Here is a 26,319-nt window from a genome sequence, read left to right on the forward strand (position 1 = left end):
GATAAGAGCCCATATAGCTTTTAAGAGGTAAGTTTATGAAGTTATTGAATATTTTGACCCGGCTTCCTATCTGGTTTGGTGGGATTTTGATAATAGGTGTTATTTTATTAACGGTAATAGATGTTATTGCTCGAAAATTTTTTAATACCGGATATTTTGGCCTAGTGGATGTGACTCAATTAGCTGTCATTGGTTTCGCCTATCTTGCTATGCCTAGAGCCTTTTTGCAGGGAGCTCATGTTGCGGTTGAGCTATATGATGATCGATTATCTCGCCGAGCAGATCTTATTTTGAAGATGTTTGCATTGCTGCTGAGTATTTTCGTTATCAGTATCCTTTTATGGTATGGCTGGATTCAAGCTTCCCGAGTGCAACGTTATGGTGATGTTTCGCAAAATGTCTCCATTCCGATGATCTATTATTGGGCTTTATTGTTGGGAGGCATGGCGCTGAGTTGGTTAGTGTGCGTTTTACAACTGGGGCTTAGTTTTTTTAGATGTATTAAAGGTGGGCCTTCTGATGTTTGAGACAGTCGCTATTGAAGCATGGGGAGGTGTTGGCTTTGCCTGTCTTCTTTTGCTTGTTTTTCTTCGTGTTCCTATTGCCATAGCAATGTCGACGGTTGGTTTGATCGGCGGTATTTTACTGACCGGTCTAAAACCTGTTGGTTTGACTTTTGCTGCGTCAGCATTTGACAGTGTATTTCCGTATAGTTTTTCGGTCATCCCTCTTTTTATCTTAATGGGGGTATTTGTAACCTACGCCGACTTGTCCAAAAAACTGTATGACGGCATGTATGCTTTAGTTGGGCATTGGCGTGGTGGAATGGCCCAGGCGACTATTGGGGCTTGTGCCATGTTTGGGGCTATTTGCGGTTCATCATTGGCGACGGCTGCAACGATGACACGTGTTGCCATGCCACAAATGCGTGCGAGAGGTTATGACGATGGTTTGGCCTCGGGAGCAATTGCTGCCGGTGGAACGCTTGGGATTCTCATTCCGCCTTCAATTATCTTATTGATTTACGGCATTTTAACTGGCACTTCGATCGGTAAGCTATTTATTGCCGGATTGATTCCTGGGTTTATTGGCATGCTGTTATATCTTGGCGCTGTTCGTTATACCGTATGGCGTAATCCTAAATCTGCACCTATTGAAGCAAAAGCTCCAATAGCCGTTCGAATGCGTCAATTGGGAGCCGTTTGGCAAGTTATTTTGTTGTTTGGTGCCGTGCTTGGCGGGATTTATACGGGATGGTTTTCGACAATTGAAGCAGCTTCAGTTGGGGCATTTGGTGGTCTATTCGCTGCCATTATACGCCATCGGTCTTTGTCTTTTCTCCCTAGTGCGCTAGAGGAAGCGGCAAAAACAACAGCAATGATTTTTCTTATTATCGTTGGTACGGCTGCTTTTAATGCTTTTATTGAGAGAACGCATCTGCCCAACCTCATTGTTGGCTTTGTTGCTGACATGGGGCTTTCATCCATGCTGGTACTGATCTTATTGATGTTGATGTACCTTATTCTTGGCTGTGTGATGGATGGCTTATCGGTCATTTTTGTTACTATTCCGATTGTCTTTCCATTAATTCAGTCTTTGGGGATTGATCCAGTTTGGTTTGGTATCTTATTAGTATGCGCGACGGAAATTGGACTAATAACACCACCAGTTGGAATGAATCTATTTATTATTAAGGGCCTAACTAAAGACATTAATATTAGGGTTATTTGGAAGGGGGTTACGCCTTTTATAGTGGCTGATATTGTGCGCATAGCCGTGTTGTTTGCGTTTCCAATTTTAACGCTGTATTTGACAATGGATGTTCACTAATAGACGAATAATGGCACTTAAAGCTGTCTCCAATCTTAAGTGCCATTCTGTCAATTTATGAACTAGGACGTTGTTCTTGGAAACCTAAAGCGTTGGATAGTTTCTTGCTCGTGTCGCGTAATTTGTTGGCTAAAGAGCCATCTAGTGAGTCATCGAAGGTGTCAATCCAGCCTAAGGTTGTAATTGAAAATGCGAGTTGTCCATCGCGGTCAAAGACGGGGGCGCTTAAGGCTGAAATACGTGGTAACAAATCCCCATGCACATGACCTAGTCCCGCTTGCTTCGTCGCTAATTTAACTTCTTCAAGGTCAAAGTCGCTGTTTGGAGTGATCAGATCTTTTGTTAATTTGTCATCGAGCCATGTCAAAAAGACATGTCCTGTTGCGGATTCGATGAGAGGCATCGTGAAACCGGTTCGTACTTCAACCGAAACAGGATTGAAGCCGTCAAAATATCTGATGATTGTTGCTCCATGAGAGCCCCATAGTGAAATGAATGTGGACTCGCCAGTGTTATCTCGAAACTCTCGACCTGCTTCTACGGCCAATTCGACGGGCTCTAAACGACGAAGTGCACATAAGCCTAGATGCAGTGCAAATTCGCCCAGTTCGTAATTGCCTCCAGACCTTTGTTGAATCACTCCGCTTCGAGTGAGTGATACCAAATAGTGGTGTACCTGAGGCGAAGCCATACCTGTCACATGAGCAATGTCTTTAACGCTTAATGGGCGTTCAGAGTGCTGAAATACTTGGAGAATATCAAACGCTCTATCGACTGACTGAACTCCTTTTCGAACATCTGTAACAGAGTCCGAAGTTTCAACGACTTTAGTATTTTCCATTGTTAATTATTACTCACTTTAGGCTAATTCATAAGGCGTCTACTGGATACCCAGCAAGCTCGCTCAATAACATCGTTTTGAAACGGTATAATACTATTTGAGATGAAAGTTTAAAAAGAATTATCGTTATTTTGCATGGAAAAAGAGAACGTTAGGGTATGGTTTAAATCTTGGGATATTACTCTTTAAAGTATGAATTTATTGTTTGAATGAAAGTAATATTCATATGTTATTCAAGAGTTATCGATTCAAGTCATGGAGAATCGCAGCGGAAAAGTGCTACTTTTTTGTGTAAATAGGATTTTTAAAAAGATAAGCATTAAGTACATTATCGACGGGATTAAATTGCATTCCGTCGATAATGTACTTAATGATTTAAAGGCGTTTTTTTAAAACCGTTTATGCGGCTCCCACCTCAATGGTTTCAATACGTTTTTCCTCAACCGCGTGACAAGCGATCATGTGGCCTTTTTCTTGCTCCGCTTGATCGTCTAATCGCAGTAATGGTGTTTCGGTTTTGCAGCGCTCGTTGGCATAGCTGCAACGTCCGTGGAAAGCACAACCAGATGGCGGATTGAGCGGTGAAGGCAGTTCGCCTTGTAGCTTAATGCGCTTACGGCGCTTGTCTGGTGACAGCTGCGGCGTACTCGACAATAGAGCCAAGGTGTAAGGGTGTTTAGGGTTCTCGAACAGTTGCTCGCGAGTTCCTTGTTCCACTACTTTACCTAAGTACATCACCATGACGTCGTCAGCGATGTGCTCTACCACAGACAAGTCATGAGAGATGAAAACATAGCTCAAGCCAAATTCTTGTTGTAAATCCATCATCAAGTTCAATACTTGCGCCTGAACCGACACGTCTAACGCAGACACAGGTTCATCCGCTACGATGACATTTGGATCAAGCATCAAGCCACGAGCGATGGCGATACGCTGACGTTGGCCACCGGAAAACATGTGTGGATAACGGTCGTAATGTTCGGCTTTCAAGCCGACTTTTGCCATGATAGCGAGGGCTTTTTCTTTGCGTTCTGCCTTGGAGATCTTGGTGTTGATCACCAATGGTTCTTCCAATATCGCACCAATCTTCTTACGTGGATTTAAAGATCCGTACGGGTTTTGGAAGATAATCTGGATCTTCTGACGTAGCTTTGCTTGAGCATCAGCTGTTAAGGTTAGTAAGTCTTCACCGCGATGAGACAAGCTTCCGCCTGTTGGGGTTTCAATCATGGTCAGCATGCGACCAAGCGTCGACTTACCACAACCAGACTCACCAACGACAGCAAGGGTCTTACCTTTTTCAAGATCGAAGCTAATACCATCAACGGCTTTTACGACGGCGTCCGGTTTAAACAAACCTTGCTTGACGTGATAATGCTGTTTTAAACCTTCAGCTTTCAAAATTAACTGGCTATCGGATTGGTTCATGCGGCTGGTCTCCCTTCGCGGTCCAATGGCGTATGACATTTTACTTGGCGATCAAGATCACCTTGGTTTGCCGGTTCCACTTTACGACAATGGTCGGTGGCATAAGGACAGCGTGGGCTAAGCAAACAGCCCGCTGGGCGATCATATTGACCCGGAACGACGCCAGGCAAGGCTTCAAGACGCGCTTTGCCAGAAGCCGATTCTGGCAAAGACGCCAGCAAGGCTTGAGTGTATGGATGCTTAGGCGTGCTGAATACTTCCGATGCTGGACCTGATTCGACAATCTGACCCGCATACATCACGATGACACGATGGGCGACTTCCGCCACAAGGGCTAAATCGTGAGTAATCAACACCAAGCCCATTTGCTTCTTGCGTTGTAATTCGATCAATAGATCAATGATCTGTGCCTGAATGGTCACATCTAAGGCGGTTGTCGGCTCATCTGCGATCAATAAGCGTGGATCACAGGCAATGGACATGGCAATCATCACACGCTGGCTCATGCCGCCTGACAGCTGATGAGGGTAATTGTCCAAACGCGATTCGGGGGCAGGAATGCCGACTTGCGTTAATAGCTCGATGGCGCGTGTTTTTAGTTCTTTCTTGCTGCCGCCTTGGTGTGTTTTTAGTGCTTCCATGATCTGATAACCCACGGTGAAGCATGGGTTAAGACTGGTCATCGGATCTTGGAAGATCATCGCGATGTCAGAGCCTGTTAGCTTACGACGTTGCTTTTCAGGCATGGACAGCAAATCTTGACCATCAAAGGTCAGTTGCTCGGCGCTGACTTTGCCAGGGAAATCGATCAAGCCCATGATGGACAATGAACTTACACTCTTACCTGAGCCAGATTCCCCAACGATGCCGAGAACTTCCCCTTCTTCGACCTTGTAACTGATGTTATCTACGGCGCGAAAATTGCCGAAGGTAACGCTTAAATTTTCCAATTGTAACAGTGACATAACAACCTCTCTTACTGTTTCAACTTGGGATCAAGGGCATCACGTAAGCCATCACCCATGAGGTTAAACGCCAGTACTGTGATCAAAATCATCAAACCGGGGAAAGTAACGACCCACCAAGCACGCTGAACAAACTGCAAGGCATCGGCCAACATAGAACCCCATTCAGGGGTGGGGGGTTGTGCACCAAGACCAAGGAAGCCAAGCGCGGCCATATCCAGAATGGCGGACGAGAAACCAAGTGTCGCTTGCACGATCAAAGGCGCTAAACAGTTAGGTAAGATGCAGATAAACATCAAACGTAATGGACTTGCACCAATCACACGGGAAGAGGTGACATAGTCCCGAGACATTTCTGCCATGGTGGCCGCACGAGTTAAACGTACATAATGCGGAAGTGAGACAATGGAAATCGCCAACGCCGCATTCACAATGCTTGGCCCTAAGATGGCAACGATGGCAATAGCCAATAACAAGCTTGGCATCGCCAACATGATATCGACGATACGCATGATGGCGGTGTCGATGATGCCTTTGAAATAACCGGCAATCAGACCGAGCAAAATACCCATCACCAAAGAGGCGGTAACCGCCACAATGCCAACGGCAATCGAAAGGCGCGAGCCATAAATCAAGCGAGAAAAAATATCTCGGCCCACATCATCAGTGCCTAAAACAAAAGACCAGTTACCGCCTTCTAACCAAGCTGGTGGCAATAACAGTGCATCACGGTACTGGTCAGACGGTGAATGTGGTGCCACAAAATTAGCAAACACCGCCATGAAGCAAATAATGGCAATGACCACCAAGCCAGCTACCGCACCTTTGTTGCTGCTGAAATAATACCAAAACTCTTGCAGTGGCGTCATTGGTACTGGTGCGGTCAATTTAATGTCTGTCGTGGACGTTTCTGTAGATGTTGTCATAAAACGCCTCCTTATCGGCTGTGTCGAATTCGTGGGTTAACAATGCCGTAAGTGATATCTACCAAAAGATTCACGACAATGATGATACAAGCGACAATCAGAATACCGCCTTGAACAACAGGGTAATCTCGGCGTCCAATGGACTCGATCAACCATTTACCAATGCCTGGCCAAGCAAACACGGTTTCCGTCAAAATCGCACCGGATAACAAAATACCCACTTGCAGACCGATAACGGTAATTACGGGAATCAAGGCGTTACGCAGTGCGTGAATCACGATGACTCGCCAAGGAGCAATGCCTTTGGCGCGAGCGGTACGAATGTAATCTTCGCTTAAGACTTCCAACATGGAAGAACGTGTCATACGGGCGATAACCGCCATAGGAATGGTGCCGAGAACAATACTGGGCAAGATCAGATGCGAAACGGCAGAAGAAAACGCGCCTTCTTCACCTGATAATAATGAATCAATTAACATGAAGCCGGTGACGTCGTCGATCCAATACACCACGTCGATCCGGCCGGACACGGGCGTCCACCCCAAATTAACGGAAAACACCAACATCAATAACAATGCCCACCAGAATATAGGCATGGAATACCCAGTCAGGGAAAAAGTCATCACCGAATGGTCTATCACGGTGCCGCGTTTTACTGCGGCAAAAATTCCAGCTGGTAAGCCAACAAGAATGGCGAAAATGGCGGCACAAACGGCCAATTCAATTGTGGCTGGAAACAGAGTTAGAAATTCTTTCATTACCGGTTCTCTGGTAATGAGGGAGTTGCCTAAGTCACCTTGCAATACGCCAGTGACATAGTGGAAATATTGAACGTATAGCGGCTTGTCAAACCCCAGCTGGGCGCTCAACTCGGCATGGCGTTCTGCGCTCACGCCACGCTCACCGGCCATGACTTCGATTGGGTCACCAGGAATTAAGCGAATAAGGGTAAAAGTCAGCAAGGTAATCCCGATAAAGGTCGGAATGACAAGGCTTAAACGACGAAAGATAAATTGGAACATAAAGGACGAGCTCTCTTGAGATATTAGATGATCGAGCGTTGAGCTCGGTCAGCAAAGCACTTACTCACGTCCCAGCGAGTAAGTGCTTTGAGTCCTTCGCACGACTACTGTGCTTACCAATACTTTGTTAAAAATAGACTCGAAATGCTCATTTATAACCCATAAACTCTGCTTTCTTGTCTCTTTTTTCTCGTCTTGGCTTCGCTCGTGACGTCGTGAAAAGGCCTCATTTTGTTTAGTCCGAAGGACTTACTTCTACATCAATTATTTACTAACGTTGTAGAAGTAGTGACCGCCAAGTGGGTCAATTTTGTAGCCTTTCACTTCTTTACGAATTGGTTCATATACCACTGAGTGAGCGATCGTGATCCAAGGCGCTTCGCGTTTGAAAACTACCTGAGATTCTTCGTAAAGCTTAGTACGCTCGGCTTTATCAGAGGTTTGTTTTGCTTTTAGTAGTAAGTCGTTGAACTCTTCGTTACACCATTGTGCACGGTTAGAACCGCCAACGCCGTCACAGCCAAGCAATACGTATAGGAAGTTATCTGGGTCACCATTATCACCAGTCCAGCCTAGCAATACGGTATCGTGCTCACCTTTTTTAGAGCGGTTTAGGTATTCGCCCCATTCGTAAGAAACGATGTCGGCTTTTACGCCAACTTTAGACCAGTCTTCTTGCATGATTTCAGCCATACGACGCGCATTTGGGTTGTATGGACGTTGTACTGGCATGGCCCAGATGTTGGTTGAGAAACCATCAGGGTAACCCGCTTCAGCAAGTAATTTCTTCGCTTTTACAGGGTCGTATGGGTAATCCACAACGTTTTTGTTGTAAGACCACATAGTCGGTGGAATCGGGTTCTTAGCAACTTTACCTGCGCCTTGGAAGACCGCATCAATGATCGCACTTTTATCCGTTGCTAAGCTTAGAGCCTGGCGAACACGAGGGTCAGTGAATGGTTTTTTCTGAGTGTTAAACGCTAAGTAACCCACGTTTAGGCCTTCTTGGCTCATCAAATTGATGTTTGGATCCGCTTCCATTTGCTTAAGGTCAGCTGGGTTTGGATATGGCATAACATCACACTCGCCCGCTTTTAGTTTCGCATAACGAACGGAAGCATCTGGCGTGATTGAGAAAACAAGACGATCGATTTCTGCTTTACCTTTCCAGTAGTCTTTAAACGCTGTGTAGCGGATCAAAGAGTCTTTTTGATACTGAACTTTTTGGAAAGGACCTGTTGCGACAGGGTCAAGATCTAGCTTTTCAGGTGTGCCTTTTTTCATGTAGAAATCGGCTTGTTCTTTAGAAAAGATAGAGGCGAAGTCCATGGCAAGGTTAGCAATGAATGGCGCTTCTGGTTTGGTCAACACAAACTTCACAGTGTAATCGTCAATCTTCTCGATTTTCTTGATGAGTGTGTCCATGCCCATGCCAGTGAAGTACTCATAAGAGCCGCCAGAAACATTGTGGTAAGGGTTGTCTTTATTACCTTGGCGATCGAATGTGAAGATCACATCATCGGCATTAAAATCACGTGTTGGTTTGAAATCTTTAGAAGAGTGAAATTTCACCCCTTTGCGCAAATGGAAAGTGTATTCAAGGCCATCGCTAGATACGTCATAGCTGGTTGCCAAACCTGGTTCCGTTTCTGTGGTCCCCAGTTTGAATTCAACTAGACGGTTAAACATGTTTTTAGAGGTCGCGTCGAATGTCGTACCAGAGGTATAAAATGCTGGGTTAAAGCCCTCTGGACTACCTTCTGAACAATAAACCAGTGTTGTTGCGGCGTGAGCAGTGGTGCTGATTGCTCCAGCAGCCATAAGTGCAAGCGTCAGTTTTGCTAACCCTTTTTTCATTGTAACTCTCCATTGGCATAATTATATTCGTGTTGAACACGTGGGAAGTCGAATCAAGGTATTCGTTACTTTTGTGATTATCTTGGGTAGGTTAAGAGCCTTCTTTTTAGTTCGAGTCTTTTACAGTTCTAAAAACAAACCCCATCCAAACTCCTAGTTCGAATGGGGTTGCTCTGCCTCGTCCCTGAGCCCCCTTTAGCTATAAATCATGTCTCTAAATAATCAGAAACATCAAAAACAGCGTCTTTGAAGATTACTCAAGCCAATTTAAATAACCAATCGAAATAACGATATGGCCTATACGTGTAATGAATACAGAATTTCTATAAAGAAGCGGAAGCCTTGAGAGCAAAGGTTTTGCAGGAAAAAATATAAGTAAGCAATATGGAAAAAAAGAGATGTTTTTTTATTGAGAAGTTTAAAAAAGGCATTTCATGGGGGAAGATAAACTGCTTTTTGGCCTATTAGGAAGGCTGTTTAATGCGCCTATATAGACACATTAAACAACCTATCAAGGACAAATTACGCTTTGTTATCGAGTGCTTTTATTAAAACAGAGGTGTCTTGGCGACCTCGTCCTTCTGCCATAAGTACTTGGTAGTCTTCATCCACTGCTTTCGTTAATGGAAGTTTGACTCCCATCTTTTCAGCTTGAGCAAGACACAACCCTAAATCTTTGTGCATCCATTCAATCGCGAAGCCGAAGTCGAATTCGTCTTTTGCCATGGTTTCTCCACGGTTCTCTAATTGCCAAGAGCCAGCGGCGCCATGTTTTAGTGTTTCAACCAATGAAGCAATGTCTAAACCGGCTTTCTGGGCAAAACGAATCCCTTCAGATAAACCAGATAAGACACCAGCAATAAGAATTTGGTTGACCATCTTAGCTACCTGACCACTCCCCACAGGGCCCATTAAGCTGGTGGCTTTCGCGTAGCAATCTAATACCGGTTGGGCGCTCTCTAAGTCGCTTTGTGATCCACCAATCATGACCGTTAATACGCCGTTTACCGCGCCAGCTTGGCCGCCTGAAACAGGAGCATCCATAAAGTGACAGCCACGTTCTTGTGCCGCTTGATGTAGTTCTTTGGCGACTTCTGCGGAGGCTGTGGTGTGATCAATAAACAAAGTGCCGGCTTTGGCAAGCTGGAAGGCGCCTTCTGGTCCTAAATACACAGCACGTAAATCGTCGTCATTACCTACGCAAGTTAAAACAATGTCGGCATCTTGTGCGGCAATCGCTGGAGTCGTTGCGAAAGTTCCTGTGTATTCCTCACACCAGTTTTGCGCTTTTTGAGTTGATCGATTGAAAACCACAACAGTATGGCCTGCTTTACTAACATGCCCAGCCATTGGGTAGCCCATGGTTCCTAATCCAATGAAGCTTACTTTCATTGCTTTTCTCCTTAACTGCGTTTGTTCGAATTGGTTTAAATCATACGCGTTTAACTATGAATTACGAGATACAAAAAAGAAGGAAATTGAGCATACAGATAGGAGAAATTCGCCAAATATCGGCCTACTTGCGGTGTTTTTTACGGTTTTTGCTTTATTGTATTTTTCCACCCTACCCTGTGGATAACTTTGTGCAAGAAAAGTACAGCGATCGATTATTTCGTTGAAAAGCGTTTATCCGCGAATAATCGTGCATAATTTATACGATTTTCATTCTTTCCTTTTGTTATTGATGGGGTTATACCTTCTGTCAATACCTAAGAGTAAATAGTGGCTAAAAAGCGTCTTAAACCATCTCGTCCGTTAAGATTGATTTGTTTTTAAACAAGACGCTTTTTATAGGGAGGTATTTAATATTAAATCCATTTAAAACAATAGATTAGATCTAAACGTAGGTTTTTATCAAAGAGTAAATAGCTTTTGCCAACTGCTCGTTTCCTTGGGTTCCTAAATGTACACCGTCTATCTCACTGGGCTGTAAAACCCCTGCAGCATTAAGAAAAATACATTGGTTATGAGTGGCGACATCTTGGTAGTACTGGTGAAAATGTTGAGACTTTTCAATGGCTCCGTGAAAACTTTCAGCGATAGACCCCGTTGGGGATAAAATATTTGGTGGGGCAACAATCACAAGGGTTGGCGCGGGAAAATCGTTATCATTTGGTATTCTTGACTTCTCGATCAGTTTCTCTATACCTTTTGCTGCTTCATAGGCACCAACATGAAAGTGTCGCTTCAAATCATTGGTGCCCAGCATCAAGATTAAAATATCAACTGGACCAAATGTTTCTAACGCAGCTTGAAGGTAGGTAAGGCCATTTCTGCCTTCTAAGAAGGGGTCATTCCAGATGGTCGTTCTGCCAGGTAATCCAAAGTTAATGACTTGATGTTGTTGGCCTAATAATTCATTGAGTATGGTTGGCCAGCGTAGATGTTTTGGATAACGTCCACCATTGGGTATGCGTCCCCAAGTAAGGGAATCCCCGTAACATAAAATAGTCGCCATGATGTGCTCCTTGCATTCGTTATGAGTCATTCAATAGTGTAGTTAATAAGTGGCAATCTATTCACCGATTTGACGCAAAATTTTGGACATTTCTATAAACATAAAAAAATCCCACACTAGATAGTTAGTGTGGGATTTCAGCGTTACTCTAGGCTAGAGTGCTTTATTTCAAAGCATTGAGTCGATTGGCGATGGCGTCGATTTCTTGGCTCATGCGGCTAAGTTGACTCGAGTCGCTGGCATTACTTCCAGTGAGTTCTTGTAATCGAGAGACAAACTGGCTCAAATCCTGTGATACTTTTTGCTGTTCACCAGCGGCCACGGATATCTGTGTGGCCTGATCAGTGATTTGAGAGAAAGCACTTACTACTTGTTGCAAGTGACTAGCGGTTGACTCAGCCGTTTCTACCGCTCGTATGGTTTCGCTGTGGCCCAACTCCATGGAGCTGACAGATTCTTTTGACGCAATCTGTAGACGCCCTAGCACTTGTTCTATTTCTACGGCAGAGCTCTCACTCTTCGCGGCAAGGTTACGCACTTCATCCGCTACCACGGCAAAGCCCCGACCCGTTTCACCTGCTCGGGCGGCTTCTATGGCTGCGTTTAGTGCAAGTAAGTTCGTTTGTTCGGCAATATCACGAATCACTCCTAGCATGCCATTGGCACGACGACTATCTTCATCTAACTTGAGAATATTAGTTTGTGCTTGTGTCATGGCATTGGTGAGAGAACGCATGGTTTCGATGACGGTATTCATTTCATCACCACTACTACGGACATCTTGATGTATACGCTCAACGGTTTCTCGGGTTTCGTTGGCATACATGGCTACGTCGTGAGAGGTGGCGCCTAGCTCTTCTGTAGCGGCCGCTAATGTGGTGTTTTCATCACTTAGACTGTTGGCTTTGTCCAAGAAGTCGTTGCTGAAGGTGCTTAGACGGCCTGCATCTTCTACTAGATTGGCCGATTCAATATGAATCTGTTCGAGTAATTTTTTCAGTTTATCGCCATACGCATTCACTGCTTGACGCAAATCACCTAATTCGTTCAACGTGCCAACGTCCAATTTCTCGGTACTACCACCATCGGCCAGCTCTTGAATTTGCTGTGTGGTTTGAGTGATTTTGCCAAGTAAGCTACGGAAGTAGGAAATGGCAATAATACTAACGATGATTAACAAGGCACCAATTACTATCATCAGGAATAAGCCCATGCTTTGAGCTATTTCCGTCATTCTTTCTTTTGGTACGACTAAGCCAATGGTCCAACCTGTTTGTGGGTGTTTGATTAAATCCACATACGCTGCACCATCTAGGATCGCATCGTGATCAAGAGAGATAACTTGTTCTGCATTGCTGATATTTTTCAGCGCTGGTTTTAACCATGGAAGCTGGTTGCCAAGTTCTGTTGCCGTTAGCATGCTGCCATCGCTATTCACCAAATTGGCTTTTCCTTTTGGGAAGCTTAATACTTGCCCTGTTTGATCAATAGCGAAAACATAACCTTGATTTTCAATACCGTATTGTTCGAGAGACTTGGTAACACCATCGAGCATCATATCGACTGTAGTAACACCGATGAATTTATTATTGTCTTTCATTGGAATGGTACACGTCACCATAGGAATCTTGGTAACGGGGTCAATGTAAGCTTCCGACCAAGCACACAGCTTTGATGAAGAGGTTTTGCCAACGGTGTACCACGGCTCATTGTGGTAGCCTGATCCCGCCGGATCATTATAGTCATCAAGGTAGTTCATCTTAGAACCATCGCGTCCCCAAAAGAAGCTGCGGCGCTCTGTTCCTGGTGTGAACGCATTTGGCTCTGGCCAAATCCCGCCACCGGCAATACTTTTGTCATCGTGATTACTAATAATGCTAGGAAAAAGTTTTTTGAAGAGGGCTTCTTCTTTGGGAAGTTGAGAGCCTGCTAAGGCGAGAGTACTGGTGAGGAGTTGAATTTTTTCTAATTTAGCGCTGAGTAATTCGGTTAAGCCTTTTTGGTTTACTGAGATTTGTCTTTGCCGTTCGGCTGTTAGATCGGGTTTTACTTTGGTTTCTATCACTATATAAATACTGGCGAGAGCAAGTAGGAGAATGGCCACTAAACCAATATTAATCTGTTGCCGAATTCTAATAGGTGATTTCATATTAACCTCATTCTATACAACACGGGTAAGGGAATATAAGACAATAGTCTTATATAAATAGAGAGGGCAAGAATATTTTTTATATAATCCATATAAAGGTGTTCTCCTTTTTAATGTCCATAATGGAATTCTGATCATAAATTTCTTGGTTAGATATTACTAATACAATATTTCAACGTTTTGATAATTTAAAAAACTTAATAAGGACGAAGACGGTTTGTGGTCGGTAATGACGCAATCGTAATCGTTCATTTTTCCCCATAAGCAGCGGGACTCGGTATCGAATTTTGTGCTGTCGATCACTAAAATTCGGTAATGACAATGTTCCACTAACGCTTCTCTTGCCATGACTTCGTCGTCGGTAAAATCAAATAAATGCCCTTGTTTGTTCGCCGCGGCAACAGAAAAAATGCCTATATCTGCTCGGTAACGCTGAAAAAAGCGCATGGCGTCGCCACCGATGACGTCTTGGTCTCGCATTCTGACCCTGCCACCTGAAATAGTCAGCTCACAATCAGGGTGCTCGCATAAATTACGTGCCGCATGAAGGTTAGTGGTCATGACTTGCAAGCCCTGAAAATCGGCCAGTCGATTAGCAACTTCCGCGACAGTAGAGCCGCTACCAAGGAAAATAGACTGATAGTCAGCCAGCTTACTCGCACACAGGTCGGCTATATATTTTTTGCCAGCGGCATGGCGGATTCGTCTTTGATCAAAGCTGATATTCTCCCGATGAGGAAATGGGATCACTTCACCGTGGCTGCGCAATACTAAGCCTTTTTCGGCTAATAGCCTGATATCCGAACGAACGGTTTGTACTGAAACCGAAAATTTGTCAGCGACCGCTTGTAGTGTTTGGCGTCCTTGTTTATTGACCCATTGCACAATTTCATAGTGGCGCTTATTCACTTGCTGTCACCTTTGTCGTCACTCTTTTTTGTTGGTGGTTTTCGAAACGAAAGCTACTTTGTATTAAACGAAAGTTTTTCGTCACTATAGTGTCAAACTATGTCGGTATTGTTGCAGCTCACTTATTCAAAAGAGAGTTTCACCATGAACCTTAAGAAGACATTATTGCTTTGCGCTGCGGCACTTGCTTTTCCTCTTTCCGTACAGGCTCAAGACGTTTTGACTCTGTACACAAGTCAACCAAACAAAGATGCACAAATGACGGTGGATGCGTTTGAGGCGGCTAATCCAGACATTAAAGTGGAATGGGTTCGTGATGGGACGACCAAATTGATGACGAAGCTACGTGCGGAATTGTCTTCTGGTGTGGTTAAGCCCGATGTACTGCTTATCGCAGACAGTGTGACGATGGAGTCGATGGTGTCTGATGGATACCTATACCCCTACCTAAGCCCTAACCGCGATCAATACGAAGACAGTTTGTACAGTGCAGAGGGGTATTATTACGGCACAAAATTGATTACCACAGGGATTGTTCGCCATAAAAAAGCGCCTCAACATCCAACGGATTGGTCAGATTTGATTAAGCCTGAATATAAAAATCAAGTGGCTATGCCAAGCCCTCTATATTCAGGGGCGGCGCTGATTCACCTTGCGACATTAACAGACGATAAAACGTTAGGTTGGAACTATTATCAGCAACTGCATGACAATCAAGCGATGGCACAAGGCGGCAATGGTGGTGTTCTTAAAGCGGTGGCATCCGGCACCAAACCTTACGGCATGATCGTTGACTTCTTGGCGATACGTGAAGCCGAAAAAGGCTCTCCTATCGAGTTTATTTTTCCTAAAACTGGCGTCTCTATGGTCACTGAGCCCGTTGCTATTATGAAGGACTCAAACAATAAAGCCGCGGCGAAGCGTTTTGTCGATTTTCTTCTATCAAAAGAAGGTCAGAGCCTAGTGTTAAAGCAAGGCTACTTACCTGCTCGTAGCGATATTGGCGTGCCAAAAGGTTTCCCTAAGCGTGAAAATATTCACTTAATGCCGTTCAATGCAGCCAAAACACTGCGTGACAGTGAAGCCAATAAAGCACGTTTTAGTAAGATCTTTGAAGGTTAAGCAAGATGACTCCTTCGTTATTAAAGCGACGTTTTATGGATGGCGCTTCCGTGGATGGCCAGCTGCGCTGGCTGTCCATTGGATTGTTCATTCTGATTGCCATATTAAGTGTATTACCTAGTCTGCGATTATTGCTGGAAGCTTTGAGTCATATGACGTTTTCTGCCTCTTCTCCGATGGTTGAAGTGCTTCGCAGTGAGCGAACTTGGACCGCATTACGCAATAGTTTTTATACCTCAGGACTGGGGACTCTCATTGCTGTGGTGTTGGGTTGCGGTTTTGGTTTTGTGGTGACCTTAACCAATATTCGTGGACGGGCTATTTGGGTGTTTTGCTTTATGCTACCGATGATGATTCCGCCACAAGTGACGGCATTAAGTTGGTTGCAGTTGTTTGGTCCTGCTAGTCCTATTTTGAACACTTTGGGCATCGAACCCGCTTTAGGTAGCCCTCAACCTATGTATTCGGCAGAAGGCATCGCACTATTGTTAGGTATACAAAGTGCCCCCTTGGTATTTTTAGCGTTGCGCACTCAACTTATTGCGTTGCCACAAGATTTATTGGAGGCCGCTCAATTATCCCGTGCTTCTCAGCTGCGCGTTTGGGTCGATATCATTTTGCCTCTGTGTCGCAGTGCGATTATTGCGGGGGCGGCGTTAGCCTTTGTATCGTCTTTGGGGAATTTTGGTATTCCGGCGATGTTAGGGATTCCGGCTGGTTATATTGTTTTACCGACCTTGATTTATCAGCAAATGGCAGGATTTGGCAATGAGATGCTGAGCCAAGTGGCTGGCTTATCAATGATCATTGCGCTATTGGTTCTGGCGGGCATGTTGTTGCAGCAATGGTTACAGCAACGCAGCCGTTATGCTCTATTAGGACACACAGCACAGTCCCTGTCCTTTCGTCTTAAGCAATGGCGTTTACCTTTGGAAATGCTTTTGGCCTTGGTGTTGTGTTTTATCTTAGTTGCGCCGCTCTGTGCCTTAATTGTGAGTTCATTGGTGCCAGCTCTTGGTATGCCATTGAATGCTGACACCATCACCTTTGCGGCGTTTTACGAAATGATCGGTCGTCAGGGCGTGACGGCCAGAGCGTTTGAAAACAGCGCATTTTTGGCCTTTTTCAGTGCCTTAGTTTTGATGCTGGTGTCTTTGCCGTTGGGCTATTTATTGATGCGTCTGCCAATGCGCAGCAGAGCCGTGATCGCCAGTTTGATCGAAGTGCCTTATGCCATCCCCGGCATTGTATTAGCCATCGCGTTTATTTTGTTATTCGCCAAGCCATTGCCTTTTATAGAAGTCAGTTTGTACGGCACTTTGGGGATTATTTTCTTAGCTTACCTTTCATGCTTTTTGAGTGTGTGTTTGAAGCCAGTACTCAGTGCTATGTCGCAGCTGGACCCGGCGCTAGAAGAAGCGGCCCAACTCGCTGGAGCAAGGCCGATACAGCGATTAATTGACATCATTTTGCCCCTCACGGCACCCGCTTTTTTTGCCGGGGGGTTATTAGTGTTTTTGATCGCCATTAATGAACTGACGGTATCTGCTTTGCTGTGGAGTGCGGGTAATGAAACCCTTGGCGTGTTGATTTTTAATCTTGATGAAAGTGGTGACAGTGTGTTGGCTTCGGCGATTGCTGTGCTGGTGGTATTGCTCGTGGCAGGTCTAATGAGCTTACTGAGTCTGTTTGCCCCTCGTCTGCCCAGAGGAGTGATTCCATGGCACGATTAATATTAGATAAGGTGAAAAAAGTCTTTCATGATTCGCTTGTTGTTAAAGACTTAAGTTTAACCATTGAACCCGGCGAATTTGTGGCTTTACTTGGGCCAAGTGGTTGTGGCAAATCGACGATTTTGCGAATGTTGGCTGGCTTTGAGCCAATATCGGATGGTCAAATTATTCATGGTGACGCTTGTCTTTCTAGTCTGAAACACCATGTGCCAACGGAAGAGAGAAACTTCGGCATGGTGTTTCAGTCCTATGCGCTTTGGCCACACATGACAGTGAAAGAAAACATTGGTTATCCACTTAAGGTACAAAAAATGCCAACAGTGGAACGTGCAAAGCGTATAACAGAGGCTTTAGAAATTGTTCAGCTAGAAGACTACGCTGACCGCTTACCTGCACAATTAAGCGGCGGTCAGCGTCAACGTGTGGCACTGGCGCGTAGCTTGGTGACCGAGCCAGATGTGGTGTTGTTTGATGAACCTTTGGCTAACTTAGATCGGCATTTGCGGGCGACAATGGAAGAAACCTTTCGTGCCTTTCATAAGCGTACCGGTGCAACCATTGTCTATGTGACTCATGATCAATCGGAAGCCATGTCATTAGCTGACAAAATTGCCGTGTTAAATAAAGGGCAGTTGGTGCAATGGGGAACACCGCAGGAGTTGTATGCTAGGCCAAGGAATACTTGGTTGGCGAATTTCATTGGTCGAGGTTCTGTGTTGTCTGTGGCTGAAGTTCCCCCTCAGCAATACGTTAGCGGTGCAAGTTTGCATGAATTGATTGGGCTGCGTTCATCAGATAAACCCGCCCGTTCAGTGCTGGTTCGGCCTCAAGATATTGTGTTTGTTAGCACAGAAGAGTCAGCACTTGCTGTTCATGTTCAAAGCTGCATTTTTCGCGGTGAGCGTTACGATATCGAACTGACCTTAAACGATGGGCAGCGCTTGTTGGCCTACAGCGATGTGCCGATGTCACTCAACAGCCTACACCATGTTCGTCTTGGACAAGCTTGGTCGCTTGAGAGTGAATCATGAACCTCAGTATTGATATTCTGAGCGGTGCAGGAAGAAAAACCGCTGCCGCGATTTTAGTGACTTACCAGACTAATAAAGGGTCAAGACCCATTCGCTTTTTACTGGATGCGGGTGGTGCGTTAGAAGTGGGCGAAGACAAAGGTTGGACGCAGCCAGATCACTTAGATGCGATTTTTATTTCTCATGATCATCAAGATCACATGGGTGGTTTGATTGATATTGATAACAAGGTGCCAGTGTATGCCACCGCGCCCGTTCAACAGCACTTGCCGGCACACTTGAATCTGCATTCTTTGCCTATTTGTGGCACGACAAATGTGTCTGGCATTACCGTGACAACCGGCTCAGCAGGACATTCGTTTGGTGGTGTATGGTTACACCTTGATATAGGAGATGGCGTCTTTTATAGCGGCGATTTCAGTCTTGAATCTGGCTTGTACCCTTTTACCATGCCACCACAAGCAAATATCGCTTTACTCGATGCCTCTTACGGCCTGTATGACAACTCATTAGAGCAATGTAAAAACGCTTTGCTGCATTATCTCAAGGACGATCGTCCCTTGCTGATGCCGGTTCCACAAACGGGCCGAGCGTTAGAAATGGCCTGCTGGCTAACCTCGCAAGGCTTTTATGATTGGACGTTAGGGGAAGATTGTATTGCGCCAGAAACGGTTTTAGCCGGGCCTGAAAACAGCGTTTGTGCAGAGATTCGAAGCGTTTTGAAACGCATGAAAAGCCAGCCGTTTAATCCTGACGCCAAAGTCGTTTTGTGTGGAGATCCAGATGGCATGAGTGGTGACGCAGCCTACTTGTTACAGCAAACAGAGCGCTACTTACCGGTTTATACTGGACACTTGCCAGAACATGCCCGCCAAGCTGTGAGTGAAGATCGAGCTCATTTTGAGCGTTGGAATGTGCATCCTCGTAAGCAAGATCTAAAACGGCTGGTGGATCATCTTGAGTGCCGCATTTGCGTCCCACTTTTCCATACTATTAAAGACCTCAAAGAGTGGCAAAAGGCCCTTGGCCCAAGTGTCACTGCAGATTCTTATATTGAGTTAGAGTGTATAGAGCTAGATTATGACCTTACTGTTTAAACCGTTTGTTTTTGCCCGCCATGCGCAGAGTGAGTTCAATGCCACCTTTCGTATCGGTGGTTTTACCGATAGTCCGTTAAGCGCAACTGGCGTTCAGCAAGCCAAAGATGCCGCGCCAATACTAAGCGTTTTTGATTGGAGTGTTGTGGTCACCAGCACATTACAGCGTACTCAAGAAACCGCTTTATACGCGGTGCCAAATCAAAGAACGGAAGCTTATGAACAACTCAAAGAACGCAATTGGGGCGACTTGGAAGGTTGTCCGATAGAGCAACAATTGCCGTATGATGTGACGCCACCAAATGGGGAGTCGTGGCAAGATTTTGAGACTCGAGTACTTAGTGCGCTGAATAGGATTTTAAGTGAACATTCGTGGCCTCTCATCATTGCGCACTCCGGCGTTTATCGAGTGTTAAACAATGTGATCAATGGCACACCTTATTGCCCAAGAATTGGCAATGTTACTCCTATTTCTTTCATACCTAGCCAAGAAGAAAACGGCTGGAACATTACTCCCTTTAAAGGAATTTTTATATGACATCAAATGCCGTAATTGTTGATTTAGATGGCACATTGGCCGAATTTGATCACACCGAAGTTGCTCATTGGGTACTTGGCGCAGAAAAACATTGGGACCCGTTTTTTGAGCATATGAAAAACGCCCCAGTGGTCGAAAATGTGTTGCGCTTGGTCACTATTCTTAAGCAACAAGGACAACAGATTTTGATTTGCAGTGGACGTCCTGAATCTCATAAACAGCACTCCCTCGACTGGATTAAAAAAAACAATATTCCCTGTGACGGCATTTACCTACGTCCTGATAATGCGGATGAATTACCTGATGAAGCAGTGAAAAAAGCATTATTGGAAAAAATCCACAACGATGGTTTTTTACCTTGGTTAGTCTTGGATGATCGAGATGCTGTGGTACAAGGCTGGCGTAATCTAGGATTGACCTGTTTACAGTGTGCACCGGGAGACTTTTAATGATGTTAGTAGGATGCGCATGAGATGCTAACCTTTAGTCTGAGCTTTAAGCTGAAGAGGTTAGCGTTTTATGATGAGATTTATCCTTTTGGTTTTTCTTCTTGTTTCGGTAGTAGGGTGCAGTCAAAAAGCCCTATACAGTAACCTTCAACAGGCCCATGTTTCTTCTTGTGAAAGGTTAAAGTCGAATCAATATGCGGATTGTGTGGAACAATACGGTGATTCTTACGAGGACTACACAGCTAAACGGCAAGGACAGTTGAATTCATACTAGATTCTTTTCTTATGACTAGCCTTGCTATCTGGCTCGCGTTAGGATGAGAAAATTTTCTTTGGAGCTTGGTTCATGTTTCAACTTGTTCTTCTTAGTAATCAACAGCATATTGATGTCGCTAATTTGTCACTTTCAGCAGAACTCATGGGCTTACCGAAAGACGTGCCAATAAGCGTGCAGCAAACCTGTTTGATGGGTGGTAAACAAGCTGGATCTCGCTTGATCACGTTAATCGTCGGTGACACCTTGGTTAGAGTGGTGCCAACACGAGGCATGACAGTGCTAGATGTTGTCAGAAAAAATGTACGCTTTGGTTGGGATTCGCCAGTAAAAGAGGTGGTTCATCCTAGTTTTATAAATCAAGAAGCCTCCGGTGGCACGGGCTGGTTAGATGGTTTCAACGAAATGGTCGTTCGATGTGGTTATCAATGGGCCGGTCACCCAGGTCAAGACGGCGATGAGTTTTTGACATTGCATGGACGTATTCAAAATACTCCAGCCGATGAAGTGGTTTTAGAAGTCGAGCAAGTGCCGCCCTATCGCGTGACCTTACGTGGCCGAGTCGATGAAAAGCGTTTTAAGTCCACTAATTTCGAACTGCATACCGTCTTGTCACTCACTCCTGATGAGCCATATTTATTGATTGAAGATACCTTGGTCAATAAAGGCAGTTACCCGCGCGAATACCAAGCAATGTATCACAATAACTTTGCTCAGCCGATTCTTGAGAAGGGCGCTCAGCTGCATGTTCCTGTTGCACAAATATCCCCATTTAATAACTACGCTGCTGGTGGTTTGAATGATTGGAGTCAAATGCCTGCGCCAACCAAAGACTTTGATGAAATGGTGTTTAATATTCGTCCAATCAGTGATGAAAAAGGCTTCTCTCATGCTTTGCTGCATAATGCAGAGGCAAGCTGTGGAATAGAAGTGAGTTACCAGACCGAAACCTTGCCCGTGCTGACCGTGTGGAAAAATACCGATACAGTTGAGCAAGGTTACGTGGTGGGAATCGAGCCAGGCACCAGCTTTGCCTATAACCGTTCTTACCAGCGAGGGTTAGGTTTAGTACCGACGATTGCGGCTGGTGAGTCAAAACATTTTGTGGTGCGTTTTGGTTTGTTCACGGATGAAGAACAAGTCAAAGCCAGTGTGGCCACTATTGACCAATTACAAAGTAGCCATGCGGCTCAAGTGTTAACTACACCGATTGTGTGCCTTGATGAGGAATAGCCGTTCGGGAATAACGTTCCCAATCGCCCGCCTCCATGTAAGGGGCGTGGTCTAGAGGTTGGTTATACACGTAAATCCAGCCACGACCATAAGGCGAAAAAACACGTTTCCTAATGTATAAAGAGCTTTCTGGCGTCTTTGGGTCATACCCTTCTAGTTGATCCAAAGACGCCAGTATTTCATCTGATACGTCGTACCATTCCACTCGAATACGACCACTTTCGTCGTGCGTTGAGGTGATGGCAGGAACCTCTCCTAGATTGTGCATACGAAATCCAGTCAACCAACCAAGACCGATGCGTTTACAGTCGGCAAGAAGTTCATGATTATTCAGCCCCTCGCGAAGCGTTCCATATACAGCAACAATGTTTTTAGGCATGTAGAATTCCATCTAATTACAATCAAAGTGCACAAGATGGACTGGCTTAACGGTCATTTCAATACTTGAAGACGGAAATTACGTTGCCATGACATAACCTTGATGTATTCATGAAACTACTGACGTTCTGATGTTGTATCTAAGATTCTTTCGCTGTTTTTACTGTGTTTCTTTCATGATCGAGTAGCCAACGTTTACGCTCTAGTCCACCCGCATATCCGGTCAAACTACCATCTTTGCCAATGACTCGATGACAAGGAATAACGATGGCGATACGGTTCATGCCGTTGGCTCGGGCGACGGCACGAACGGCTTTCGGGTTGTTCAGTCGAGTGGCTTGCTCTTGGTAACTGGCGGTGGTGCCGTACGGAATTGAGCCAAGCATTTTCCACACGGCATTTTGAAAATCCGTTCCAGGCGTATGAAGCGGTACGCTGAATTCGCTCCGCTTGCCAGCAAAGTATTCTGCTAATTCTATTTTTAGCTGCTTCATGTGGGCGTTTTCCCCCGCCACAATGGGGGCTTTTAAACGGCGTTGCAAATCTTCAAACTCGGTTTCAAGCATGCGTCGGTCGACAAACTCCAATAAGCAAATTCCCTCGTCAGTGGCGCAGACAAACATAGGCCCAATGGGAGTGGTGAGTCGATCGATTAAAATCACAGTATTCTCCAAATGTAAGGTCGGTGCGTGACCGAGTAACTTTTTAAAAGTGTAGCCGAAACCACTTAAAGAATCGTAGCCGGAATCTAATGCGGTATGGGTAGCCGTTTTGCCGGTCTTGAGTTCCTGAAAGGCATAATTGATGCGATACATGCGCTGGAAGGTTTGAAAGGTCATGCCGTAATGTTGATTAAACCAACGACGAACGAAAATGGGCCGTATACCGGATTCTCTCAGTTGCTGGTCGGTGATTTTTGCCTTAGTGCAATCGCGTACAAGGTTCATTGCGGCTTGCACTTCATAAGGCGCTTCGTTGGCATTTTCAGTGGGACGACAGACTTTGCAAGGCCGAAAACCAGCGTCCATCGCGTCCTTGAAATGCGTATAAAACTCAACGTTTTCACGCTTTGGCTTACGGGCTCGACAGGTGGCAATACAGAAAATAGAGGTGGTTTTCACGCCGACAAAAAACACACCAACATAGCTCGGTTCTCGATGGAGTAAAGCTTGATAATAATCATCGGCGAGTTTTTCATCGGTTATTAACATGTGGTAGTCCGTTATTTTGGTCAATGTTGTGTTTATTAAACTAGGTTAGCTTGATTCTAAATTAAGTAACAACCGAAAACTGGACGAGTATTTTTTATTATTTCCAAATACGAAACAGAACCTTAAGAAATAACCTATATATCTTATTTGTGCAGAAGAATAGAGTATCCGCCATGCAATTAAGTAATGATTTATAAGGATACCTCATGTCTACTACCGTTGTGATTCAACAGCCGAGCTCGCCAACGCGTTTGTTTTTATTATTTCATGGTGTTGGTGCCACACCACAGAGTTTAGTTCCTGTGGGGGAAGTACTCGCTAAATCCTTCCCTACGGCGGTTGTTGTATCGATACAAGCGCCTGATGCGTCGGATTTTGGCCAAGGCTATCAATGGTTTTCCGTGCAAGGCGTAACAGAAGAAAATCGAGTTGAACGCATTAATGTTGCGATGCCAACGTTTATCAAAACGGTGAAAGAGTGGCAGCAAAAAAGTGCGCTTAGCGCGGAGCAAACAACGTTAATTGGTTTTTCCCAAGGGGCCATTATGTCTTTGTCTTCCACTCAGGTGGTCGAGGAAAAGCTGGCCGAAAAAATCGTGTCTTTATCTGGGCGATTTGCGGTATTACCAACCAGAGCACCAAGAGATACACAAATACACTTTATTCATGGCAATCAAGACAATGTGATTGATCATCAACTTTCCCAAGCGGCTTATGATGCGTTAGTTGGCTGTGGTGCAGAGACAACTTATGACCTTATTCCTAACCTTACCCACAGTATAAATCAGGCTGTTTTAGACATTTTGTTAGAGCGCTTGTAAGGTACTTTGGCCATAAAAAAAGCCTAACCTCAGTATGCTGAGGTTAGGCTTGTTGTTTTCTATTATCGTTAACTGGACTTAAAGCGCGCTACCATGTTTTGCAGTTCGGAAGATAGCTGGTTGAGTGCCGTTGCTGTTTGTGACACTTGTTGAGAAAGGTCGTTGGTTTTTATTGTTCCGTCATGTATGACGATGACATTAGTATTGATCTCTTCAGCTACCAAATGTTGTTCTTCTGCCGACGCGCTGATTTGAATCATCATGTCCTTAATTTCCAACACAGAGTGAAGGATTTTTTCAAAGACTTGATATGTTTGAGAGGCCAATTCAACCGAATCTCTTGCAACGATCACACTGTTGCTCATCTTATTTGCAGCGGATTCTGTCTGTTGTTTCAATTTTGTTAGCATATTATCGATTTCAGTCGTTGACTCTGCGGTTCTGCCTGCGAGCGTACGAACTTCATCAGCCACAACCGCGAATCCACGTCCTTGTTCGCCTGCTCTAGCGGCTTCGATTGCTGCGTTTAAAGCCAACAAGTTGGTTTGTTCTGCGATGGCTTTAATAGTATCCAAAATCCCCACGATACTTTCTGAGTCTTTGGTGAGCTCAATCATACTTTCATTAGAGCTGTTGAGCTCTGTTTCTAGGCTGTTCAACGAATTCATTGTTTGTTGAATAAGTTTATTGCCTTCTTGAACTTGTGACTCACTGTTTTCGGCTGCCGCCGCGGCACTACTGCAGTTTGAAGCCACTTCATTAGCGGTTGCTACCATTTCATTAAACGCGGTAGATACGTGATCGACAGAATTCACTTGGTGAGACGCAATATTGCTTAACTCAGAAGATAGCCCTTCTGATTTATGAGCGACTTGACTGATTTGTCCACAGGATGATTTAGAGTGTCCAACGATACTGTCTATGGATGTGACAAACTGATTGAATGCCGCGGCCATTTGGGCTGACTCGTCTTTGCCTTTTATTTCCAAACGTTGTGTTAAATCTCCCTCACCTTGGCTAATGTCGGTCAAGCGATCAGCCATCACTTTAACAGGGCGAATAACAATGCTGGACAAAATGGCGCCAATTGTCATAAAGATGGCGATCATTATAAGAGAAATAATGATAGTCGTGGTGATCAGACCGTTTGCTTGTGCGTAAATCACTTGGCTTGGAACCAAACCGATAAACTTCCAACCCAGAGCCGGTGACGTATAAACCATAGCGAACCATGTTTCTCCCTCAATGGTTAGCTCTTGAAGGGAGTTACTGTCGTTGAGTTTGTAATAAGGGCGTGACGCTTCACTAATGGGCTTAAAGTTGTTTTCTGGATCAACAGGATCGGCTAAAACGGTATTGGTGTCTTCCACCATCACCACATAACCTTCACCGCCAAATTTTACTTCTGCCAATAATTCAGTCAGTTTTTTTAAGGTTACATCAACACCAACGGATCCATAAAGGCCATTTTTTCCTTCAAAGCGTTGAACGTAATCGACTAAAGGTGCGCCAGTGAAAGAGTCTTTATAGGATGGAATACGAACGGGCTTTGTACTATCAATCGATAGTTTGTACCAACTGCGTTTTCTAGGGTCGTAGTTGATAACATTTTTATCTTTTGGCCATTGTAGATAGCCTGAGTCGTTGGTCCCCAACCAAATATACGCTAGATCTGGGTGAGCTTTACCAAAATCATCCATGAGCGTGAATGCTTTTTGCTCTTGAGGAGAGTTTTGGTCTGGTGTCATCATCTCTTGGGTGGTTTTGTTTGCGTAACTGGTGATGCTATTAGGAGTGAGCTCGTTTAGTGCTCCAGATCTTGCGAAAAACGACACATTCTCGGCGAGATTATTTAGATACATAGAGAAAATAGTGTCGACGTGTTCAATTTCTGCATGACTTTGTGTCTCGAAGTTTTTGAGAGCATCGGAGCGCACTTCGCTAATAATAACAGCAGAGACAATGAAAACAGGGAGAATTACGCCTGCCGCCATTAGTGCAATTATTTTAGATTTAACTGTCATGAATACCTCATGTGAGAGCAGAA

The 26,319-nt window shown here is 44.7% G+C and carries 23 protein-coding genes; 10 read left to right on the forward strand and 13 right to left on the reverse strand.

The window, feature by feature from the left end; genetic code table 11:
* Positions 1-35 precede the first annotated feature (35 nt).
* The gene (locus C0J08_RS00295) at positions 36-527 is read left to right on the forward strand and encodes a TRAP transporter small permease (RefSeq protein ID WP_212654154.1); all 492 of its coding nucleotides are present in this window, start codon (positions 36-38) and stop codon (positions 525-527) included.
* On the forward strand, positions 520-1,830 hold the full coding sequence (locus C0J08_RS00300) for a TRAP transporter large permease (RefSeq protein WP_212654155.1): 1,311 nt from the start codon (positions 520-522) through the stop codon (positions 1,828-1,830). The genes C0J08_RS00295 and C0J08_RS00300 overlap by 8 nt, the downstream gene beginning before the upstream one ends.
* Before the next feature lie 55 nt (positions 1,831-1,885).
* On the opposite strand, the gene C0J08_RS00305 is transcribed toward C0J08_RS00300, so the two are convergent.
* The 10 genes from C0J08_RS00305 to C0J08_RS00350 all read right to left on the reverse strand — a co-directional run bounded on the left by C0J08_RS00305 (position 1,886) and on the right by C0J08_RS00350 (position 14,385).
* A complete protein-coding gene (locus tag C0J08_RS00305; RefSeq protein WP_212654156.1) occupies positions 1,886-2,671 on the reverse strand; it encodes an IclR family transcriptional regulator in 786 nt (261 codons plus the stop codon).
* Between the two features lie 399 nt (positions 2,672-3,070).
* Positions 3,071-4,099 (reverse strand): peptide ABC transporter ATP-binding protein, encoded by a 1,029-nt coding sequence (locus C0J08_RS00310; protein WP_212654157.1) that lies wholly within the window; start codon positions 4,097-4,099, stop codon positions 3,071-3,073.
* Complete coding sequence (gene dppD / locus C0J08_RS00315) at positions 4,096-5,064, reverse strand: dipeptide ABC transporter ATP-binding protein (RefSeq protein WP_212654158.1); 969 nt, start codon at positions 5,062-5,064, stop codon at positions 4,096-4,098. Before dppD ends, C0J08_RS00310 begins: the two co-directional genes overlap by 4 nt.
* Before the next feature lie 11 nt (positions 5,065-5,075).
* Positions 5,076-5,990: a dipeptide ABC transporter permease DppC gene (dppC, locus tag C0J08_RS00320; RefSeq protein WP_212654159.1), complete on the reverse strand. Its 915-nt coding sequence runs from the start codon at positions 5,988-5,990 to the stop codon at positions 5,076-5,078.
* An 11-nt stretch (positions 5,991-6,001) separates the two neighbouring features.
* Positions 6,002-7,012: an ABC transporter permease subunit gene (locus C0J08_RS00325; RefSeq protein WP_212654160.1), complete on the reverse strand. Its 1,011-nt coding sequence runs from the start codon at positions 7,010-7,012 to the stop codon at positions 6,002-6,004.
* Positions 7,013-7,276: 264 nt separating this feature from the next.
* Positions 7,277-8,869: an ABC transporter substrate-binding protein gene (locus tag C0J08_RS00330; protein ID WP_212654161.1), complete on the reverse strand. Its 1,593-nt coding sequence runs from the start codon at positions 8,867-8,869 to the stop codon at positions 7,277-7,279.
* Positions 8,870-9,391: 522 nt separating this feature from the next.
* The gene (locus C0J08_RS00335) at positions 9,392-10,261 is read right to left on the reverse strand and encodes an NAD(P)-dependent oxidoreductase (RefSeq protein ID WP_212654162.1); all 870 of its coding nucleotides are present in this window, start codon (positions 10,259-10,261) and stop codon (positions 9,392-9,394) included.
* Between the two features lie 445 nt (positions 10,262-10,706).
* Positions 10,707-11,327: an SGNH/GDSL hydrolase family protein gene (locus C0J08_RS00340; protein WP_212654163.1), complete on the reverse strand. Its 621-nt coding sequence runs from the start codon at positions 11,325-11,327 to the stop codon at positions 10,707-10,709.
* Between the two features lie 163 nt (positions 11,328-11,490).
* Positions 11,491-13,476, reverse strand: a complete 1,986-nt coding sequence (locus C0J08_RS00345) for a methyl-accepting chemotaxis protein (RefSeq protein ID WP_212654164.1) — start codon at positions 13,474-13,476, stop codon at positions 11,491-11,493.
* 159 nt (positions 13,477-13,635) lie between these two features.
* Entirely contained in the window at positions 13,636-14,385 is a 750-nt protein-coding gene (locus C0J08_RS00350) for a DeoR/GlpR family DNA-binding transcription regulator (RefSeq protein WP_212654165.1), read from the reverse strand.
* A 144-nt stretch (positions 14,386-14,529) separates the two neighbouring features.
* Here C0J08_RS00350 and C0J08_RS00355 point away from each other — a divergent pair, with 144 nt between their 5' ends.
* The 7 genes from C0J08_RS00355 (at position 14,530) to C0J08_RS00385 (ending at position 21,862) form a co-directional block, all read left to right on the forward strand.
* Positions 14,530-15,507, forward strand: coding sequence for an ABC transporter substrate-binding protein (locus C0J08_RS00355; protein ID WP_212654166.1), 978 nt, complete (start codon positions 14,530-14,532; stop codon positions 15,505-15,507).
* A gap of 5 nt (positions 15,508-15,512) precedes the next feature.
* Entirely contained in the window at positions 15,513-17,240 is a 1,728-nt protein-coding gene (locus tag C0J08_RS00360) for an ABC transporter permease (protein WP_249344447.1), read from the forward strand.
* Positions 17,228-18,271 (forward strand): ABC transporter ATP-binding protein, encoded by a 1,044-nt coding sequence (locus C0J08_RS00365; RefSeq protein ID WP_212654167.1) that lies wholly within the window; start codon positions 17,228-17,230, stop codon positions 18,269-18,271. The genes C0J08_RS00360 and C0J08_RS00365 overlap by 13 nt, the downstream gene beginning before the upstream one ends.
* Complete coding sequence (locus C0J08_RS00370; protein ID WP_212654168.1) at positions 18,268-19,368, forward strand: MBL fold metallo-hydrolase; 1,101 nt, start codon at positions 18,268-18,270, stop codon at positions 19,366-19,368. The genes C0J08_RS00365 and C0J08_RS00370 overlap by 4 nt, the downstream gene beginning before the upstream one ends.
* Complete coding sequence (locus tag C0J08_RS00375; RefSeq protein WP_212654169.1) at positions 19,352-19,906, forward strand: histidine phosphatase family protein; 555 nt, start codon at positions 19,352-19,354, stop codon at positions 19,904-19,906. Before C0J08_RS00370 ends, C0J08_RS00375 begins: the two co-directional genes overlap by 17 nt.
* The gene (locus tag C0J08_RS00380) at positions 19,903-20,355 is read left to right on the forward strand and encodes a phosphatase domain-containing protein (protein WP_212654170.1); all 453 of its coding nucleotides are present in this window, start codon (positions 19,903-19,905) and stop codon (positions 20,353-20,355) included. Before C0J08_RS00375 ends, C0J08_RS00380 begins: the two co-directional genes overlap by 4 nt.
* 346 nt (positions 20,356-20,701) lie before the next feature.
* Positions 20,702-21,862, forward strand: a complete 1,161-nt coding sequence (locus tag C0J08_RS00385) for an aldose 1-epimerase family protein (protein WP_212654171.1) — start codon at positions 20,702-20,704, stop codon at positions 21,860-21,862.
* Here the strand turns inward: C0J08_RS00385 and C0J08_RS00390 are convergent.
* Both C0J08_RS00390 and C0J08_RS00395 read right to left on the reverse strand, forming a co-directional pair.
* Positions 21,831-22,241, reverse strand: coding sequence for a gamma-glutamylcyclotransferase family protein (locus C0J08_RS00390; RefSeq protein ID WP_249344448.1), 411 nt, complete (start codon positions 22,239-22,241; stop codon positions 21,831-21,833). The two genes, C0J08_RS00385 and C0J08_RS00390, sit on opposite strands and share 32 nt — an antisense overlap.
* 139 nt (positions 22,242-22,380) lie before the next feature.
* A complete protein-coding gene (locus C0J08_RS00395; protein ID WP_212654173.1) occupies positions 22,381-23,451 on the reverse strand; it encodes a bifunctional transcriptional activator/DNA repair enzyme AdaA in 1,071 nt (356 codons plus the stop codon).
* A gap of 206 nt (positions 23,452-23,657) precedes the next feature.
* Between C0J08_RS00395 and ypfH the strand changes: the two genes are divergently transcribed.
* Entirely contained in the window at positions 23,658-24,272 is a 615-nt protein-coding gene (ypfH, locus tag C0J08_RS00400; protein WP_212654174.1) for an esterase, read from the forward strand.
* Positions 24,273-24,340: 68 nt separating this feature from the next.
* On the opposite strand, the gene C0J08_RS00405 is transcribed toward ypfH, so the two are convergent.
* Positions 24,341-26,296 carry a methyl-accepting chemotaxis protein gene (locus tag C0J08_RS00405; RefSeq protein ID WP_212654175.1) on the reverse strand — a complete coding sequence of 652 codons (1,956 nt, stop codon included), beginning with the start codon at positions 26,294-26,296 and terminating at the stop codon, positions 24,341-24,343.
* Positions 26,297-26,319: the final 23 nt, after the last annotated feature.

The sequence above is a fragment of the Marinomonas sp. CT5 genome, assembly GCF_018336975.1.
Taxonomy (GTDB): domain Bacteria; phylum Pseudomonadota; class Gammaproteobacteria; order Pseudomonadales; family Marinomonadaceae; genus Marinomonas.